At 68.5% G+C, this 14,210-nt stretch carries 16 protein-coding genes; 9 read left to right on the top strand and 7 right to left on the bottom strand.

Going from position 1 to position 14,210, the window contains the following annotated elements; genetic code table 11:
* The first annotated feature begins 74 nt into the window (after nt 1-74).
* Nucleotides 75-701 carry a hypothetical protein gene (locus ACI6GS_RS04140; protein WP_439816515.1) on the top strand — a complete coding sequence of 209 codons (627 nt, stop codon included), beginning with the start codon at nt 75-77 and terminating at the stop codon, nt 699-701.
* Between the two features lie 152 nt (nt 702-853).
* Entirely contained in the window at nt 854-1,651 is a 798-nt protein-coding gene (locus ACI6GS_RS04135) for an SDR family NAD(P)-dependent oxidoreductase (RefSeq protein WP_439816514.1), read from the top strand.
* A 128-nt stretch (nt 1,652-1,779) separates the two neighbouring features.
* Here the strand turns inward: ACI6GS_RS04135 and serA are convergent, their stop codons facing one another.
* Nucleotides 1,780-3,360: a phosphoglycerate dehydrogenase gene (gene serA / locus ACI6GS_RS04130; RefSeq protein ID WP_439816513.1), complete on the bottom strand. Its 1,581-nt coding sequence runs from the start codon at nt 3,358-3,360 to the stop codon at nt 1,780-1,782.
* A gap of 64 nt (nt 3,361-3,424) precedes the next feature.
* On the bottom strand, nt 3,425-4,588 hold the full coding sequence (locus tag ACI6GS_RS04125) for a phosphoserine transaminase (RefSeq protein ID WP_439816512.1): 1,164 nt from the start codon (nt 4,586-4,588) through the stop codon (nt 3,425-3,427).
* A gap of 278 nt (nt 4,589-4,866) precedes the next feature.
* Between ACI6GS_RS04125 and hspQ the strand changes: the two genes are divergently transcribed.
* Entirely contained in the window at nt 4,867-5,196 is a 330-nt protein-coding gene (gene hspQ, locus ACI6GS_RS04120) for a heat shock protein HspQ (protein ID WP_439816511.1), read from the top strand.
* Nucleotides 5,197-5,364: 168 nt separating this feature from the next.
* Here hspQ and ACI6GS_RS04115 read toward each other — a convergent pair whose 3' ends face one another.
* Together ACI6GS_RS04115 and ACI6GS_RS04110 are read right to left on the bottom strand one after the other, a co-directional pair.
* Entirely contained in the window at nt 5,365-5,511 is a 147-nt protein-coding gene (locus tag ACI6GS_RS04115) for a hypothetical protein (protein ID WP_439816510.1), read from the bottom strand.
* 243 nt (nt 5,512-5,754) lie between these two features.
* A complete protein-coding gene (locus tag ACI6GS_RS04110; protein ID WP_439816509.1) occupies nt 5,755-6,519 on the bottom strand; it encodes a polysaccharide biosynthesis/export family protein in 765 nt (254 codons plus the stop codon).
* Between the two features lie 266 nt (nt 6,520-6,785).
* Here ACI6GS_RS04110 and ACI6GS_RS04105 point away from each other — a divergent pair, with 266 nt between their 5' ends.
* The 6 genes from ACI6GS_RS04105 (at nt 6,786) to ACI6GS_RS04080 (ending at nt 12,463) form a co-directional block, all read left to right on the top strand.
* Complete coding sequence (locus ACI6GS_RS04105; protein WP_439816508.1) at nt 6,786-7,292, top strand: hypothetical protein; 507 nt, start codon at nt 6,786-6,788, stop codon at nt 7,290-7,292.
* Between the two features lie 80 nt (nt 7,293-7,372).
* Complete coding sequence (locus ACI6GS_RS04100) at nt 7,373-8,512, top strand: glycosyltransferase (RefSeq protein ID WP_439816507.1); 1,140 nt, start codon at nt 7,373-7,375, stop codon at nt 8,510-8,512.
* 47 nt (nt 8,513-8,559) lie between these two features.
* Nucleotides 8,560-9,414, top strand: a complete 855-nt coding sequence (locus ACI6GS_RS04095; protein ID WP_439816506.1) for an MBL fold metallo-hydrolase — start codon at nt 8,560-8,562, stop codon at nt 9,412-9,414.
* Between the two features lie 69 nt (nt 9,415-9,483).
* Complete coding sequence (locus ACI6GS_RS04090) at nt 9,484-10,674, top strand: acyl-CoA dehydrogenase family protein (RefSeq protein WP_439816505.1); 1,191 nt, start codon at nt 9,484-9,486, stop codon at nt 10,672-10,674.
* Between the two features lie 186 nt (nt 10,675-10,860).
* Nucleotides 10,861-12,093, top strand: coding sequence for an acyl-CoA dehydrogenase family protein (locus ACI6GS_RS04085; protein ID WP_439816504.1), 1,233 nt, complete (start codon nt 10,861-10,863; stop codon nt 12,091-12,093).
* A 124-nt stretch (nt 12,094-12,217) separates the two neighbouring features.
* Nucleotides 12,218-12,463, top strand: coding sequence for a hypothetical protein (locus tag ACI6GS_RS04080; protein WP_439816503.1), 246 nt, complete (start codon nt 12,218-12,220; stop codon nt 12,461-12,463).
* Between the two features lie 60 nt (nt 12,464-12,523).
* Here ACI6GS_RS04080 and ACI6GS_RS04075 read toward each other — a convergent pair whose 3' ends face one another.
* The 3 genes from ACI6GS_RS04075 to ACI6GS_RS04065 form a co-directional block, all read right to left on the bottom strand.
* Nucleotides 12,524-12,901, bottom strand: a complete 378-nt coding sequence (locus ACI6GS_RS04075; RefSeq protein ID WP_439816502.1) for a hypothetical protein — start codon at nt 12,899-12,901, stop codon at nt 12,524-12,526.
* A gap of 194 nt (nt 12,902-13,095) precedes the next feature.
* Nucleotides 13,096-13,572: a group III truncated hemoglobin gene (locus ACI6GS_RS04070; protein ID WP_439816501.1), complete on the bottom strand. Its 477-nt coding sequence runs from the start codon at nt 13,570-13,572 to the stop codon at nt 13,096-13,098.
* Nucleotides 13,572-14,180 (bottom strand): TetR/AcrR family transcriptional regulator, encoded by a 609-nt coding sequence (locus ACI6GS_RS04065; RefSeq protein ID WP_439816500.1) that lies wholly within the window; start codon nt 14,178-14,180, stop codon nt 13,572-13,574. The genes ACI6GS_RS04070 and ACI6GS_RS04065 overlap by 1 nt, the downstream gene beginning before the upstream one ends.
* Nucleotides 14,181-14,210 lie beyond the last annotated feature (30 nt).

The following is a 14,210-nucleotide window of genomic DNA, read 5'->3' as shown; positions in this document are numbered from 1 at the left end:
ATGGTTGAGGATGCCTTCACGCCGCGCGCCCCGCCTGCACCAGGAATTAACCGGCACGCGGCCATGCTGCGGCGATGGATCGGGGGCAGGTACCGGCGGCGGACACGCTGCGCGATGACACGCTGCGGGATGACAGGGGCAGCGCGCTGCTGGTCGTGATCGTGACTGCGGGTCTTGCCCTGATGACGGTGGTCGCCGTGCTGGGGCGCCTGGCGATCGAGGCCCGCGCGGTCGAGGACAGCCTGGCCCAGACGCGAGCCTATTGGGCGGCGATGGGCGCCACAACCTATGTCTTCAGCCGGACCATGCGCCAGGGCGGCAGCGACAACAATTCGGCCGACAATCCGCGCTATGCCGCCCAGGCGAAGAACTACCTGGACGAGATCCGGGACCTGCGGACCTGGCGCTATCCGGATGCGGGAGCGGACTACGCCTTCCGCTTCGACATGCACGCCGATCCGTCGCCCGACAGCAACTGGGCCGTGCGCCTGCGCTTCCACAAGTTCCAGGCGACGGCCGGCGCGCCAGCGGCCCTGCGCACGATGGCGACCACGCACGAGGTGGTGCTCGACTACTGCCCCGTGTCGACGGCGACCTCTCCCTGCACTGCCGCGGGCTTCCCCGGCAAGGGCTTGCCCGCGCAACAACGCGTCGTCTTCCTCCACCGCCCCGTCGAAGGCGGCGGCGACCCGGACGACTGAACGACCCACACCTCGACCCGCGATCCTTTGGGAAGCAATCCGGCCTTGGCGACACGCCAAAGGCCCGCCAGACGCCTGGCCAACGGTCCCGCCGCGGCAATCGTCGCGCCCGATCGAGCCGTGATACCCTCCGGTCAAAAGGGAGGGAACGCATGACGGATATTCTCGATCTCGGCGGGCGCGTGGCGCTTGTCACCGGGGCGGGCCAGGGCGTGGGGCGCCAGGTCGCCCTGCATCTGGGGGCCGCGCTGAACAGCGGCGGCGTCGTGGTCAACGACTACGTGCTGGACCGGGCGGAGGCCGTGGCGGCCGAGATCCGCGCCGCCGGCGGCAAGGCCATCGGCGTCCAGGCCGACGTCTCCAATCTTGAAAGCGTCAAGGCGATGGTCGCGCGGGGCCAGGCCGAACTGGGGCCGATCGGGGTCCTGGTGAACAATGCCGGCAATGCCGGCGCCAACCCCTCGCCGGAACTCGCCAAGCCGTTCTGGGAAACCGGGCCCGACGTCTGGCAGAGCTTCATCGGCGTGAATTTCTACGGGGTCATGAACTGCACCGCCGCGGTCATCCCGGGGATGATCGCCCGCAACGCGCCCGGGCGGATCATCACCATCATCTCGGACGCCGGGCGCTGGGGCGATGCAAACCTGGAGATCTACGCCGCGTCCAAGGCGGGGGCTGCGGGCTTCATGCGCTCCGTCGCCCGCACGCTTGGCCGCCACCAGATCACCGCGAACTCCGTCGCCATCGCGCTGACAGCGACCCCGGCGGTCGAGCGGACGCTGAAGGGCGACCAGGAACGTCTGAAGCGCCAGATGGAGCGCTACATCATCCGCCGGCCCGGCCAGCCGGGCGACGTTGCCAACATGGTCCTGTTCCTGGCGTCCGACGCCTCACCCTGGATCACGGGCCAAGTCTACCCCGTCAACGGCGGCTTCACCCTGGCCCTCTGAGCGCTGGCGGCAGGGGCGGTGACCTGCGCGCCATTCCGTGCATCTCGCCTGACCGCAGCGCGCCCGGGACACCGCGCCCGGGACATGGACACGGATTCCCTCATCGTCGAGGTCGGATCGACGCCCGATCAGGCGAAGCGGAGCGGCTTCACCTGGACGACCTGGGGCAAAGCCTGGATCTGGGCGACCACGCTGTCGGGGATCGCCTGGTCGACCTCGATCAGGGAGACCGCATCCTCGCCAGGGGCTGCGCGGCCCAGGGCGAAGGTCGCGATGTTGATTCCGGCATTGCCCAGCGTCATGCCCAGCTTGCCGATGAAGCCAGGCGTGTCGCGGTTCGTGACATAAAGGATGTGCGGGCCCAGCTCGCCTTCGACCCGGATCCCCTTCACGCCCACGATGCGCGGCTTCGAATCCGCGAACAGGGTGCCGGCCACGTCGCGCGTGTACTTGTCGGTCGTGACCGAGACACGCATCAGCGTCTGGTAGTCGCCGCTGCGCTCGTGCTTCACCTCGGCCACGTCGATGTTGCGCTCCTTGGCGACGATCGGCGCGTTGACCATGTTGACCGAGTCCATGAGGGGACCCAGCAGGCCCTTCAGCGCGATCGCGGTCAGCGGCCGGGTGTTGAGGCCGGCGACGTGCCCCTCGTACTCGATCACGATCTTCTTCAGGCCCGTCTCGGTCAACTGGCCGGCAAAGCTGCCCAGCTGTTCCGCCAGCTTCATGTAGGGGCGCAGGCGCGGCGCCTCCTCGGCGGTCACGGACGGCATGTTGAGCGCGTTGGTGACGGCCCCGTCGATCAGGAAGTCGGACATCTGCTCGGCCACCTGGAGCGCCACGTTCTCCTGCGCCTCAAGGGTCGAGGCGCCGAGATGCGGCGTCGCGACCAGCCGCTCGTGCCCGAACAGCGGGTTGTCCTTGGCCGGCTCGACCGCGAAGACGTCCAGGGCGGCACCGGCGACATGGCCCGAATCGAGCGCTTCCTTCAGGTCGGCCTCGACCACCAGGCCGCCGCGGGCGCAGTTGATGATGCGCACGCCCGGCTTCATCTTCGCGATCGCCTTCGCGTCGATGATGCCGCGCGTGGCATCGGTCAGCGGCGTGTGCAGGGTGATGAAGTCGGCGCGGCGGAACAGCTCGTCCAGCTCCACCTTGTCGACGCCGATCTCGACCGCGCGCTCCGGGCTCAGGAACGGGTCATAGGCTGCGACGCGCATCTTCAGGCCCAGCGCCCGCTCGGCGACGATGCCGCCGATATTGCCGCAGCCGATGACGCCCAGCGTCTTGCCATAGAGCTCGACGCCCATGAAGCGGTTCTTCTCCCACTTGCCCGCCTGGGTCGAGCGGTCGGCGGCGGGCAGTTCGCGAGCCAGCGCGAACATCATCGCGATGGCGTGTTCCGCCGTCGTGATGGAGTTGCCGAAGGGCGTGTTCATCACGCAGACGCCGCGCGCGGTGGCCGCCGCGATGTCGACATTGTCGACGCCGATGCCGGCGCGGCCCACGACCTTCAGGTTCGTGGCGGCGGCCAGCACGTCGGCGGTCACCTTGGTGGCGGAGCGGATCGCCAGGCCGTCATACTGGCCGATGATGGCGATCAGTTCCTCCTTCTTCAGGCCGACCTTCTGGTCGACCTGGATGCCGCGCTCCTCGAAGATGGCGGCGGCGCGGGGGCTGAGGTCGTCGGAAATCAGGACGCGAGTCATGGTTGCGACTCCGTGTTCGCTTGGATGCGGATTGTTCAGGGATCGGGCGAACGGGCCCGGGGAATCAGACGGTGGCGAGCAGCGAGGTCTTGGCCTCGTCCCGCGCCCAGTCCAGCCAGGGAAGCAGCGCCTCAAGGTCGGACCGCTCGACCGTGGCACCGCCCCACAGGCGCAGGCCCGGCGGCGCATCGCGATAGGAGCCGAGATCGAAGCCGACCCCCTCCTTTTCCAGCAGCTTCACCATCCGCTTGGACAGTTCGCCTCGCACGCCGTCGTTCTGGGCCTGGCACCAGGTGTCCTTGAACGACAGGCAGATCGAGGTGGGGGAGCGGACCGCGGCGCTTTCGGCCAGGAACCCGGCCCATTCGCTGCCCTCGACCCACTGGGCGACGGCGGCCAGGTTCGACTCGCTGCGCGCGATCAGGGCGGGCAGGCCGCCGATCCCCTCGGCCCACTTGAGCGCGTCGAGGTAGTCCTCGACGCACAGCATGGACGGGGTGTTGATCGTCTCGCCCTTGAACAGGCCCTCGTTCAGCTTGCCCTTGGCGGTCATGCGGAACAGCTTGGGCATCGGCCAGGCGGGGGTATAGGTCTCCAGCCGTTCGACCGCGCGGGGGCTCAGGATGATCATCCCGTGCGCCGCCTCGCCCCCCAGGACCTTCTGCCAGGAGAAGGTGGTGACGTCGAGCTTGTCCCAGGGCAGGTCCATGGCGAACGCGGCCGAGGTCGCATCGCAGATCGTCAGGCCGGTGCGGTCGGCGGCGATCCAGTCGCCATCCGGCACGCGCACGCCAGACGTCGTGCCGTTCCAGGTGAAGACGACGTCGCGCGCGGGATCGACCTCGCCCAGGTCGGGCAGTTGGCCATAGCCGGCCTCGAACGTGCGGACGTCCTTCAGCTTCAGCTGCTTGGTGACGTCGTTGACCCAGCCCTCGCCAAAGCTCTCCCAGGACAGCAGGTCGATGCCGCGGGCGCCCAGCAGGGACCACAGCGCCATCTCGACGGCACCGGTGTCGGACGCCGGCACGATGGCGATGCGCCAGTCGGCGGGCACGCCCAGGACGGCGCGGGTGCGGTCGATGGCTTCGGCCAGCTTGGCCTTGCCGAGGGTCGAGCGGTGGGAGCGGCCCAGTGCGGCATCGGCCAGGGCGGCCGGCGTCCAGCCAGGACGCTTGGCGCAGGGGCCGGAGGAGAACAGGGGGACCTGAGGACGGACTGCCGGTTTCATTTTGTAACTAATCCTTCCAGATTAGCTGCATCCCGGTGGGGGGATGTGGCCCGCGGCGGAGAATAGGGCCGCGCCGCCATCTGTCAATCGCCCGGGCGTCGAATTGGTCGGCAATGGTCGCGGGGATGCGCGGGTTCGCAGGCCGGCGTCCGGAGCATCGTGCGGCCCTGCGTCAACGCGGCGCGGCACGCGGATCGGCGGCGCCATCTTGCTGCGCCGCAATCGCGCTCTATGCTCAGGGGCCGTGCCAGCCGAACAGCAAGAATGAAGAGGGCCGTATGACCTACCGTATCGCCAAGTTCCCGATCGGTCAGATCGTCCGGCATCGGATCTATCCGTTTCGCGGCGTCGTGGTCGATGTCGACCCGGTCTTCTCGAATACGGAGGAGTGGTACCAGTCAATCCCGGCGGACCGGCGGCCGGCCAAGGATCAGCCCTACTATCACGTGCTGGCGCAGAACGCCCAAGGGCACTACGAGGCTTATGTCTCGGAGCAGAACCTGGTCACGGACGACGAGAACGGCCCGGTCAGTCATCCGATGGTCGAGGAGATCTTTTCCGGGATCGAGGATGGGCGTTATCGCGCCCGGCACCAGCGCGCCCATTGACGGCATTGGCATAAGGGCGGGGGCATAGCGCCACCGCCAGGGGTCCGTACGCCCTAGCCCGGACCCGGCCCCAGGCCCGGCCAAGGGCTGACCGCGCCGACCCATTTGCCATGGCGCGCGGATCGCGCGGCCGTCGTTACCAGGCGCGGGTCCCCCGCGCGCGGCGGGTCAGCGAACGATGCCGAGCGCGTTGACGATCAGCAGCCAGATCGCCGCGTTGGTCATCAGCGCACTGAACAGGATGGCGCGCCGGCCCGGCACCGCGCTGCCCCGTCCCAAGGTCGTCGTATCCCCCATCGCATCCGCCTTCACCATCGCCGGTCCCCTGTCGCGATCCGGTCCTGCCTGCGTGGGCATGGACCTTGGTCAGACACCAGGGTCGATCGCTCGGCCTTTATGAAACATTAAAGCGAACACCATTAAACTTGTCGATAACGTTCGGGTGCATCAATTCCGCGTCATATGCCAGGATTTGGTGCACCGCAGCGCCCGTGCCGCGGTGCACGATCGACCCCTCCACGATCGCCCGATCCGCGATCGATGGGCCCGTCGCCCCCTTCAGAAATTGGAGGGCGTGAAGTCGTACTGGAACGACATGTTGCTATCGAGCGGCAGCACGCGCTTAACGTACTGGTCGATGGCCAGGTTGATGTCGGCAATCTGGCTGCGCGGCACGATGACGATGTCGCCTGGCATCACGCGCAGGTCCTGGTCGGTGTCGATGCCGGCAATGGCCTGGGCCAGGTTGACCGGGATCACCGCGCGCCGGGTGGGGCCGGTGGTGCGGATCACCACGACCTCGTCCATCCGGGCCGTGTCCGCCGCCCCGCCCGAGGAGGCGATCAGGCCCAGCACCGTGGTCGGCCCATCCAGCTTGTGCGCGCCGGCGGCCCGCACCTCTCCCGTCACATAGGCGACGCTGCCGGCAATGCTCTTGATCATGACGGCGGAGCCCGGCTGCCGCAGGATGGTGAGATAGCGGCGGTCGACCTCCTGCGAGGCTTCGGTTGCGGTCAGGCCGGCCAGCGCCACCTCGCCGATCGCCGGCAGGAATACGCCGCCGTCGGGCCGGACCAGCACGTCGCTGAGATTGTATTCGGGGGTGTAGAAGAAGGTGACGTCGATGACGTCGCCGGCCTGGATCCGATAGGGTTCGGTCAGCCGGGCGCGGGCCTCGCTCGTCGCGGTCGCAACCGGGGTGGGATTGCGCACGACATTGCCACAGGCCGCCAGCAGCAGCAGTCCGACCAGGCAGACCAGCCATTGGCCCAGGCGCATCGCAGAAAAGGGGGGCAGGGCCGGTTGACGCGGGTTCTGGGTCATGGTTCCGATCGGCAGGCGTGGGGCGCATCCGCGGGGCGGGTGCGTGGGGATGGAATGAACTTCAGCGGATGTCGGGTGGGCATGATGCGGCAGGCAGATGCAGGGATGCGACGCTGGTAATGGACGGCACTGGCGATCCCCCTCGCGACAACCCCCTGCGGACGGGCCTGCTCAACGTCCTGGCCCAGATCGAGCAGGGCCGCGGACGAAAGGCCTGCCAAGCCATCCAGGTCCTAGGCTGCCATAGGGGGGCAGGGGGGACAACCGTGGGCCTTGCCCTGGCCGACGTCGCACTGGAGGCGGGCCTGGGCCCCGTCCTCCTGGTCGAAGCCAACGCCCAGAACCCCGCCTTGGCGCACCGCCTGGGACGCTCGGCGCCGCCGGACCTGGCGCAGGTGGTCGAACTCGGCACCGGCTGGCGTGACGCCATCGCGGAGGCCCCGGGCGCCGCCGCCGGGCCCGCCCTCGCCGTGCTGGGGCCGCAACCCTTCCGCCTTGTCGGGCGGGCCGATTTCGGCGTGGTCTGGACGATGCTGCAGGAGGCATTCCGCCTGATCGTGATCGACAGCGCAGGGATCGAGGAGTCGCCCGCCATGGCCACCCTGCCGCATGCATTGGGCGCCCAGGTCGTCCTGGTCGCGACCGAGGAGACGACCGCCGCCCAGGCCCGGCGCACGCGCGACGCGCTGCTGCGCGCCCATGCCCCGATCCTGGGTGTCATCCTGAACAAGCGGGCGACCCCCCTGCCGCCCCTGCTCGACCGCATCGTCTAGGACGCCGAAGAAGGACCTGCTGCTTGGATTGCCTCTGGCTTTCGCGCATCTACCCTTTCCCGCTCGACTCGGGAGACCGGGTGTTCAGCGCCAAGCTGGCCGCGGCGCTGGCCGGGGCGGGTGTCGCGGTGACGTTCACGGGCCTTGCCGACCAGGGCGGACCGGCGGCGCCCTGGGGACCGGCGAACCTGGTCTTTCACCGCATCAAGGGGCGCCATCGCGGCACCCTGGCCGCCATGGCGCTGAGCCGCGGGCCGCTGGTGGCGGGGCGCTTTGCCACGACCGCGCATCGCCAGGGCATCGCAGCCCTGCTGGCGGCAAGGTCCTGGGACGCGGTCATCCTGGATGAATACGGCATGGGCTGGGCCCGCCACCTGATCCCGGCGGGGCCGCGGCGCCCCGTCGTCGGGTTCATCGCGCATGACCACGCCGTCTCCGTCACCTCGTCCATGGTGCGCAACTTCCGCGGCGATCCGGCCAGGCGGGCGGCGCTGTGGCTGAATTGGCGGCGCACCCTGCGCTACGAGAAGGCCCTGGTGCGGGACGTGGACCTGGTGATCGCGATCCAGCAACTGGATGCCGAGCGCTTCACGGCCGATGGCGCCCGCCGCACCCTGGTCACGACGCCTGGCTATGACGGCGATCGGATCCCCGCCCGAACCATCACGGCCCAGACGCCGCGCCGCGTGCTGCTGTTCGGCTCGTTCCACTGGCTGGCCAAGCAGATGAACCTGCGCGACATCGCCGCCGCCTGCGCCCCGCCCTTTGCCGCGGCGGGCATCGATATCGACGTGGTGGGTGGCGTGCCGGACGACCTGGTGGCCGAGCTTGGGGCGCGTCATCCCAACATGCACTTCCATGGCTTCGTCGAGGATCCGGGCCCCTGGTTCGAGAGCGCGCGACTGGGCCTGATCGCCGAACCGTCCGGCGGGGGGTTCAAGCTGAAGACGCTGGACTACCTGTTCCGGCGCGTGCCTGTGGCGGCCATGGCCAATTCGCTGAACGGCGTGCCGGAGGCCGTGCGCGCCCACGTCGTGGTGGCGCCCGACCTGCCCGCCCTGGCGCAGGCCTGCATCGCCGCGATCGACGATCTGCCGCGCCTCAACGCCATGCAGGACGCCGCGTACGTGGAGGCGACGGCCGCGTTCGACTGGGCGACCCGTGGCGCCGCGATGCGCCAGGCCATCGAGCGGATCGCGGCGGAGCGCGCAACCCGCTAGTCTGGCCCGGCAGAGCCCCGCAGAGGGCCAATGGGAGGACGGCGCGCATGACCACATGGCAGGTCGGTGACATCCGCATCACCAGGATCCTGGAACTGGAGGTGACAGGGGGCCTTGGCTTCGTCCTGCCCCAGGCCACGCGCGAGGCGGTGCAGCCCTATCAGTGGATGTATCCCCACTTCATGGACGAGAAGGGCCGGCTGAAGGCCAGCGTCCATGCCCTGGTGATCGAGGCCGGCGACCGCCGCATCATCGTCGATACCTGCATCGGCAACGACAAGGATCGGCCGCACATCCCGGCCTGGGACCATATGCAGGGGCCATTCCTGCGCGATCTCGCGGCGGCGGGCTTTGCCCCCGACACGATCGACACCGTGCTGTGCACGCACCTCCATGTCGACCATGTCGGCTGGAACACGATGCTGGTCGATGGCCGATGGGTGCCCACTTTTCCCAAGGCGCGCTACCTGCTGGGCCGCGTCGAATTCGAGCACTGGCGCGGCCAGACCGCGCAGGCCGACCAGGTCACGGTCTTTGCCGATTCGGTGCAGCCGGTGTTCGAGGCGGGCCTGGTCGACCTGGTCGAGACGGACCACGTCGTATGCGCGGGCGTGCGCCTGGTGCCGACCCTGGGCCATACGCCGGGCCATGTCTCGATCGCCATCGAATCGCAGGGTGAGGCAGCCCTGATCACGGGCGATTTCATCCACCACCCCTGCCAGCTGGCCAGGCCGGACTGGGCGGCCATCGTCGACAGCGACCAGACCCAGTCGACGGCGACCCGGCACGCCATGTTCGGACAGCTGGCCGAGACGCCGACCCTGGTCATCGGCACGCACTTCGCGACCCCGACCGCGGGACACATCGTGCGCGATGGAGATGCCTACCGCCTCAAGGTTTGACCTTGGCAGCGTATGCGAAGTCGGCTAATCGCTGAGCCATTAGAGCAGGATTTGAGGGGACGGTCGCCCATGCGCATCGGGTTCGAGCCGCATCACGAGGCCTTCCGCAGGGAAGTGCGCGCCTTCTTCGCGACCGAATATCCGGCCCGCGTGGTCGAGGTGCTGGCCAGTGGGCGTCAGCCGACGAAGCAGGACCACCAGACCTCGGAACAGGCCCTGTCGAAGAAGGGCTGGCTAGCGGTCAACTGGCCGCGCGAATGCGGCGGGCCCGGCTGGGACCTGACCCAGAAGTACATCTTCGACGAGGAACTGGAGCGGGCCGGCGCGCTCAACGTCGTGCCCATGGGACTGATCTATGTCGGGCCCGTGATCTACACGTTCGGGACCGAGGAGCAGAAGGCCCGGCACCTTCCTGGCATCCTGAATTCGACCGTGTTCTGGGCGCAGGGGTATTCGGAACCCGAATCCGGCTCAGACCTTGCCTCCCTCCAGTTCAAGGCGGAACGCCAGGGTGACACCTACCTGCTGAACGGTACCAAGATCTGGACCAGCCAGGCGCAGCATGCCGACTGGATCTTCTGCCTGGTCCGCACCTCGAAAGAGGCGAAGAAGCAATTGGGCATCACCTTCCTGCTGATCGACATGAAGACCCCGGGGATCGAGGTTCATCCGATCATCACGATCGACGGCAAGCACAGCCTGAACCGCGTGACGTTCCAGGACGTCGTCGTGCCTGTCGCCAACCGCATCGGGGAGGAGGGCAAGGGCTGGACCTATGCCAATTTCCTGCTGGGGCACGAGCGTACGTCCTATGCCCATGTCGCGGGCAAGCGCCGCTACCTCCAGGCCCAGCGCGATTGGCTGGCGCAGGTGGAGGACCCCGCCGCGCGCGCCAGCCTGGCCGCCCGCCTGGCCGAGCTTGAGGTGCGGCTGGACTGTCTTGAGATGACCGTGCTGCGCAGCCTGGCGGGGGCCGAGAGCGAGGGTTCGGCCGGCGATCAGGCCTCGATCATCAAGATCGCGGCGACCGAACTGGAACAGGACATCAGCGAGAACGCGCTGGCCTTCATCGGCACGCCCGGCGTTCCCTGGCACGCTCATTCCAGCGTCGCCCAGCCGCCCGCCGGCTCGAACGAGGCACTGACCTCGTGGGCGAAGCGACATGCCCGCTACTACGGCGCGCGCGCCGAGTCGATCTACGGCGGCACCAACGAGATCCAGCACAACATCATCGCCAAGAAGGTCCTGGGCCTGAGCTGAGCGGCGTTGCCGTCGCGACCGATGCTTCGAGACGGCCTTCGGCCTCCTCAGCATGACGCCGTTGGGAAATTGAAGGCCCTTTCTCAACAGTCGTCATCCTGAGGAGCGCGGAACGCGCGTCTCGAAGGATGCTGGCGTGACGCTCCACACGTTCTCAGCCCTTTGCGCCCCACACGGGAGAGAGACATGCATATCGGCTTCAGCGCCAAGGATGAGGCGTTCCGCGACGAGGTCCGGCGCTTTCTGGACCGTGAACTGACGGACGACCTGCGCGCGACGTCGGCGCTGATGACCAGCGTCTATGGCGACCGCGAGACGATGATGACCTGGCAGCGCAAGCTGGTGCGCCAAGGCTGGGCCGTGCCGTCCTGGCCGGTCGAGCATGGCGGCTGCGACTGGTCCCCGGCCCAGCACTACATCTTCTCGTCCGAGCTTTCGGCGGCCGGCGCGCCCGCCCTGTCGCCCATGGGCCTGGGCATGTGCGGCCCGGTGCTGATCGGGCACGGCACGGCGGAGCAGAAGGCGTTCTACCTGCCCCGCATCCTGAGCGGCGAGGATTTCTGGTGCCAGGGCTACTCCGAGCCCAATTCCGGCTCCGACCTCGCCTCGCTCCAGATGTCGGCGGTCGATGACGGCGATGCCTTCATCTGCAATGGCCACAAGCTGTGGACCACGCATGCCAACCTGGCCAACCGCATCTTCTGCCTGGTGCGCACGTCGCGGGAGGATATCCCCCAGCGGGGCATCACCTTCGTGCTCATCGACATGAACACGCCGGGGGTGGAGGTGACGCCGATCATCATGACGTCGGGCGAGCACATCCAGAACCATGTCTGGTTCACCGACGTGCGCGTGCCCAAGGCGAACGTGGTGGGACGCATCGGCCAGGGCTGGACGGTCGCCAAGTACCTGCTGTCGTTCGAGCGCGGCGGCCATGCCTATGGCCCCGGCCTCGGCGTGCGGCTGGACAAGGTCCGCCGCATGGCGCGGGAGGAGCAGGCGGGCGGGGCGCGCCTGGCCGATGATCCGGCCTTTGCCGCGGCCCTGGACCATGCCGCCGTCGAGATCGAGGCGCTGGCCTTTACCGAGCTGCGCTACATGGCGGCAGCCTCGCGCGGGGACGCGCCGGGCCTCGAAGGCTCGATGTTCAAGACGCGGGGGACGGAGCTGTCGCAGCGCCTGACCGAGTTGGCGCTGGAGGCGGTCGGCTTCTATGCCCAGCCCTGGCAGCCGCATGCGACGCGGCCCGGCGGACCGGTGCCAGACGCACCGCGCATCGCCGCCAACGGCGATCCGGCCGGCCCGCGCTATTCCTGGCCGGTGACGGCCAAGTACTTCAACGACCGGGCCGGCTCGATCTATGCCGGCTCGAACGAGATCCAGCGCAACATCATGGCCAAGGGCGCGCTGGGGCTGTAGCACCGCGCCAGCTGCCACGCGGGCCCGCGACAACGGCGCCCCGGGCGGTGGTTGCAGTTCGGCCTGTGTATCGTCAGCATGGCGACCATGTCCCCAGGCGGGACGCCATGCGGGGAGCACGCGGATGAAGCAGGGCCAGTCGGGGCGCCAAGTCGCGGATGATGCGGCCATGGCGACGCTGCTGGGCTGCGTGGTGGCGGCCGGCTTGGCGCTTGGTGGGTGCCGGGATGCCGAGCCGACCCTGCGTCTGGTCGATCCCGATGCCCCCGTGCCACACAATGTCTATGGCAATCCGCTGGTTCGCCCGGGGGACGCCATGATCGATGCGCACGGTTTTCCGGTGCAGCGGACCGCTGACCAGGACGGCTGAGGCGCCTGGTCGCGTCAGGCCCTGCCCGCGCCGCTGGGCAACCCGGGCAGGGCTGTCGTGTCAGTCGAACGTGGCGCTCGTCGTGTTGCTGCCGGCGTCATAGTGGATCGTCACGGCGCTGACGGTGCACAGGTCGATATTGGTCCAGATCGCGTCCGAACCGTCGACCGTGTAGATCACCTTCAGGTCCCACATGCAGGGCTTGGAATCGCGGCTGAAGCTGATGTCGACGGCATCGCCATTGGCCAGCGTGTCCTGGCCCAGCACGTCCTCTTCCCAGTCGTTGGTGGTGTTCGGCGATACGTAGACCTGATGGATCTCGTAGCCCGTCTGGTTGATCAGACGAAAGTCCTGCTTGCCTTCCGCCAGGGCGGGACCCGCAGTCCAAAGAGCAACCGCCAGAGCCCCCATAACCCCAGCCGTGCGCATCGTCAGCATGGAACGTGTTTCCTTGATGGTGCCGCCGGCAGGCCATCCCCCCGACTGGCGCCAGGACTCTAGGCGCAAGTCCGTTGCCGAATACATAACGAACTGGTGACGATGTGCGATGCCGACAGGCCCGGTGCTTGTCACATCTTTCCCGCTGGCCCCGCGGCGTGACGGCGGTGTGACCGCTCCGCCACCAGGCGCGCTCAGGCCGCGGGCGCGGGGTCTTCGCGCACGAAACGCTCGCCCTTGCGCAACAGGGTGCCCTGGGTCAGGGCCACGCCCAGTTCCAGGCTCTCGGCGATGCGCTCAGCCTTCTCGATGAAGTGATCGGCCGCCGCCGGGGGGCAGACCTCGCGCGCGGTCTGCCGGAACAGCGCCAGCCAGCGGTCGAAATGCGCCGCGTCGATGGGCAGCACCGCGTGCTTCGGCATGGGCTGCCCGTGATAGATCCCCGTCAGCAGTGCGACCGACGACCAGAAGCGCATCATGGTCAGCAGATGCGGCTCCCAGTCCGTGATCCGCGCGGCAAAGATCGGACCCAGGACCGCATCGGCGCGGATGCGGTCATAGAAGCTGCGCACCAGACGCTCGATCATCGGATTGTCGATGCCCGTCCGCGCCCGGATCGCCGCCGTCGCTGCCGCCCGCCGGGCCGGGCCTTCCGCCTCGCCATGCTCCATTATGTCTTCGCGGGCCCTTGCAGGCCCACGCCCTCGATCACCAGTGCCGTATAGATGTCGGTGAGTTCGCCCTGCGACAACCGTCCGTCCTCGCGGTACCACGTCGCAACCGAGGTGAGCAGCGCCAGCACGGCATAGGACGCCACGTGCACGTCGGGCAGGCGGAAGGTGCCGGCCGCGACCCCTGCCTCCAGGATCTCGCGCAAAGCCGCCTCGTAGCGACGGCGCAGGGCCACCACCTGCTGGTAATCGGCACCGGGCAGGCTGCGCAGCTCCATGTTGGCGACGAACACCTCCAGCCGCCGCTCGACATGGGTGCGGATGTGGAACGCGCAGAAGGCGTGGAGGGCTGCCAGCGGCTCGGCACCGTGCGGCTTCTCGGCCGCCCAGCCGGCCAGCAGGGCCTCCAGGTGATCGACCATCAGCGCCTTCAGCAGGTCGGTCTTGCTGGGGAAATAGCGGTGCAGGGCGCCCGTCTGCAGCCCGACCTCCCGCGCCAGCTGGCGCAGGCTCATCGCCTCGAAGCCGTGGCGGGCGATCAGCCGGGTTGCTGCCTGGCGGATCGCTTCCAGCGTCCGCGCTCCGTCAGAGCCGACCTTGCGCCCCATTGTCCTGCCCGCTTGCAGCCCCGTCGTGTT

The organism is Zavarzinia sp. CC-PAN008 (genome assembly GCF_051903925.1).
GTDB lineage: Bacteria > Pseudomonadota > Alphaproteobacteria > Zavarziniales > Zavarziniaceae.
Note: the sequence above shows the minus strand (reverse complement) of the source record. Positions and strands in the feature narration are given on the sequence as shown.

What these genes read in the sequence shown, in the direction of transcription:
- ACI6GS_RS04095 (WP_439816506.1), top strand. Translation starts at nt 8,560, where the DNA reads ATGACCACATGGCAGGTCGGTGACATCCGCATCACCAGGATCCTGGAA.
- ACI6GS_RS04085 (WP_439816504.1), top strand. Translation starts at nt 10,861, where the DNA reads ATGCATATCGGCTTCAGCGCCAAGGATGAGGCGTTCCGCGACGAGGTC.
- ACI6GS_RS04115 (WP_439816510.1), bottom strand. Translation starts at nt 5,511, where the DNA reads ATGGTGAAGGCGGATGCGATGGGGGATACGACGACCTTGGGACGGGGC.
- ACI6GS_RS04135 (WP_439816514.1), top strand. Translation starts at nt 854, where the DNA reads ATGACGGATATTCTCGATCTCGGCGGGCGCGTGGCGCTTGTCACCGGG.
- ACI6GS_RS04090 (WP_439816505.1), top strand. Translation starts at nt 9,484, where the DNA reads ATGCGCATCGGGTTCGAGCCGCATCACGAGGCCTTCCGCAGGGAAGTG.
- ACI6GS_RS04125 (WP_439816512.1), bottom strand. Translation starts at nt 4,588, where the DNA reads ATGAAACCGGCAGTCCGTCCTCAGGTCCCCCTGTTCTCCTCCGGCCCC.
- serA (WP_439816513.1), bottom strand. Translation starts at nt 3,360, where the DNA reads ATGACTCGCGTCCTGATTTCCGACGACCTCAGCCCCCGCGCCGCCGCC.
- ACI6GS_RS04070 (WP_439816501.1), bottom strand. Translation starts at nt 13,572, where the DNA reads ATGGAGCATGGCGAGGCGGAAGGCCCGGCCCGGCGGGCGGCAGCGACG.
- ACI6GS_RS04065 (WP_439816500.1), bottom strand. Translation starts at nt 14,180, where the DNA reads ATGGGGCGCAAGGTCGGCTCTGACGGAGCGCGGACGCTGGAAGCGATC.
- ACI6GS_RS04075 (WP_439816502.1), bottom strand. Translation starts at nt 12,901, where the DNA reads ATGCTGACGATGCGCACGGCTGGGGTTATGGGGGCTCTGGCGGTTGCT.
- ACI6GS_RS04080 (WP_439816503.1), top strand. Translation starts at nt 12,218, where the DNA reads ATGAAGCAGGGCCAGTCGGGGCGCCAAGTCGCGGATGATGCGGCCATG.
- ACI6GS_RS04140 (WP_439816515.1), top strand. Translation starts at nt 75, where the DNA reads ATGGATCGGGGGCAGGTACCGGCGGCGGACACGCTGCGCGATGACACG.
- ACI6GS_RS04110 (WP_439816509.1), bottom strand. Translation starts at nt 6,519, where the DNA reads ATGACCCAGAACCCGCGTCAACCGGCCCTGCCCCCCTTTTCTGCGATG.
- hspQ (WP_439816511.1), top strand. Translation starts at nt 4,867, where the DNA reads ATGACCTACCGTATCGCCAAGTTCCCGATCGGTCAGATCGTCCGGCAT.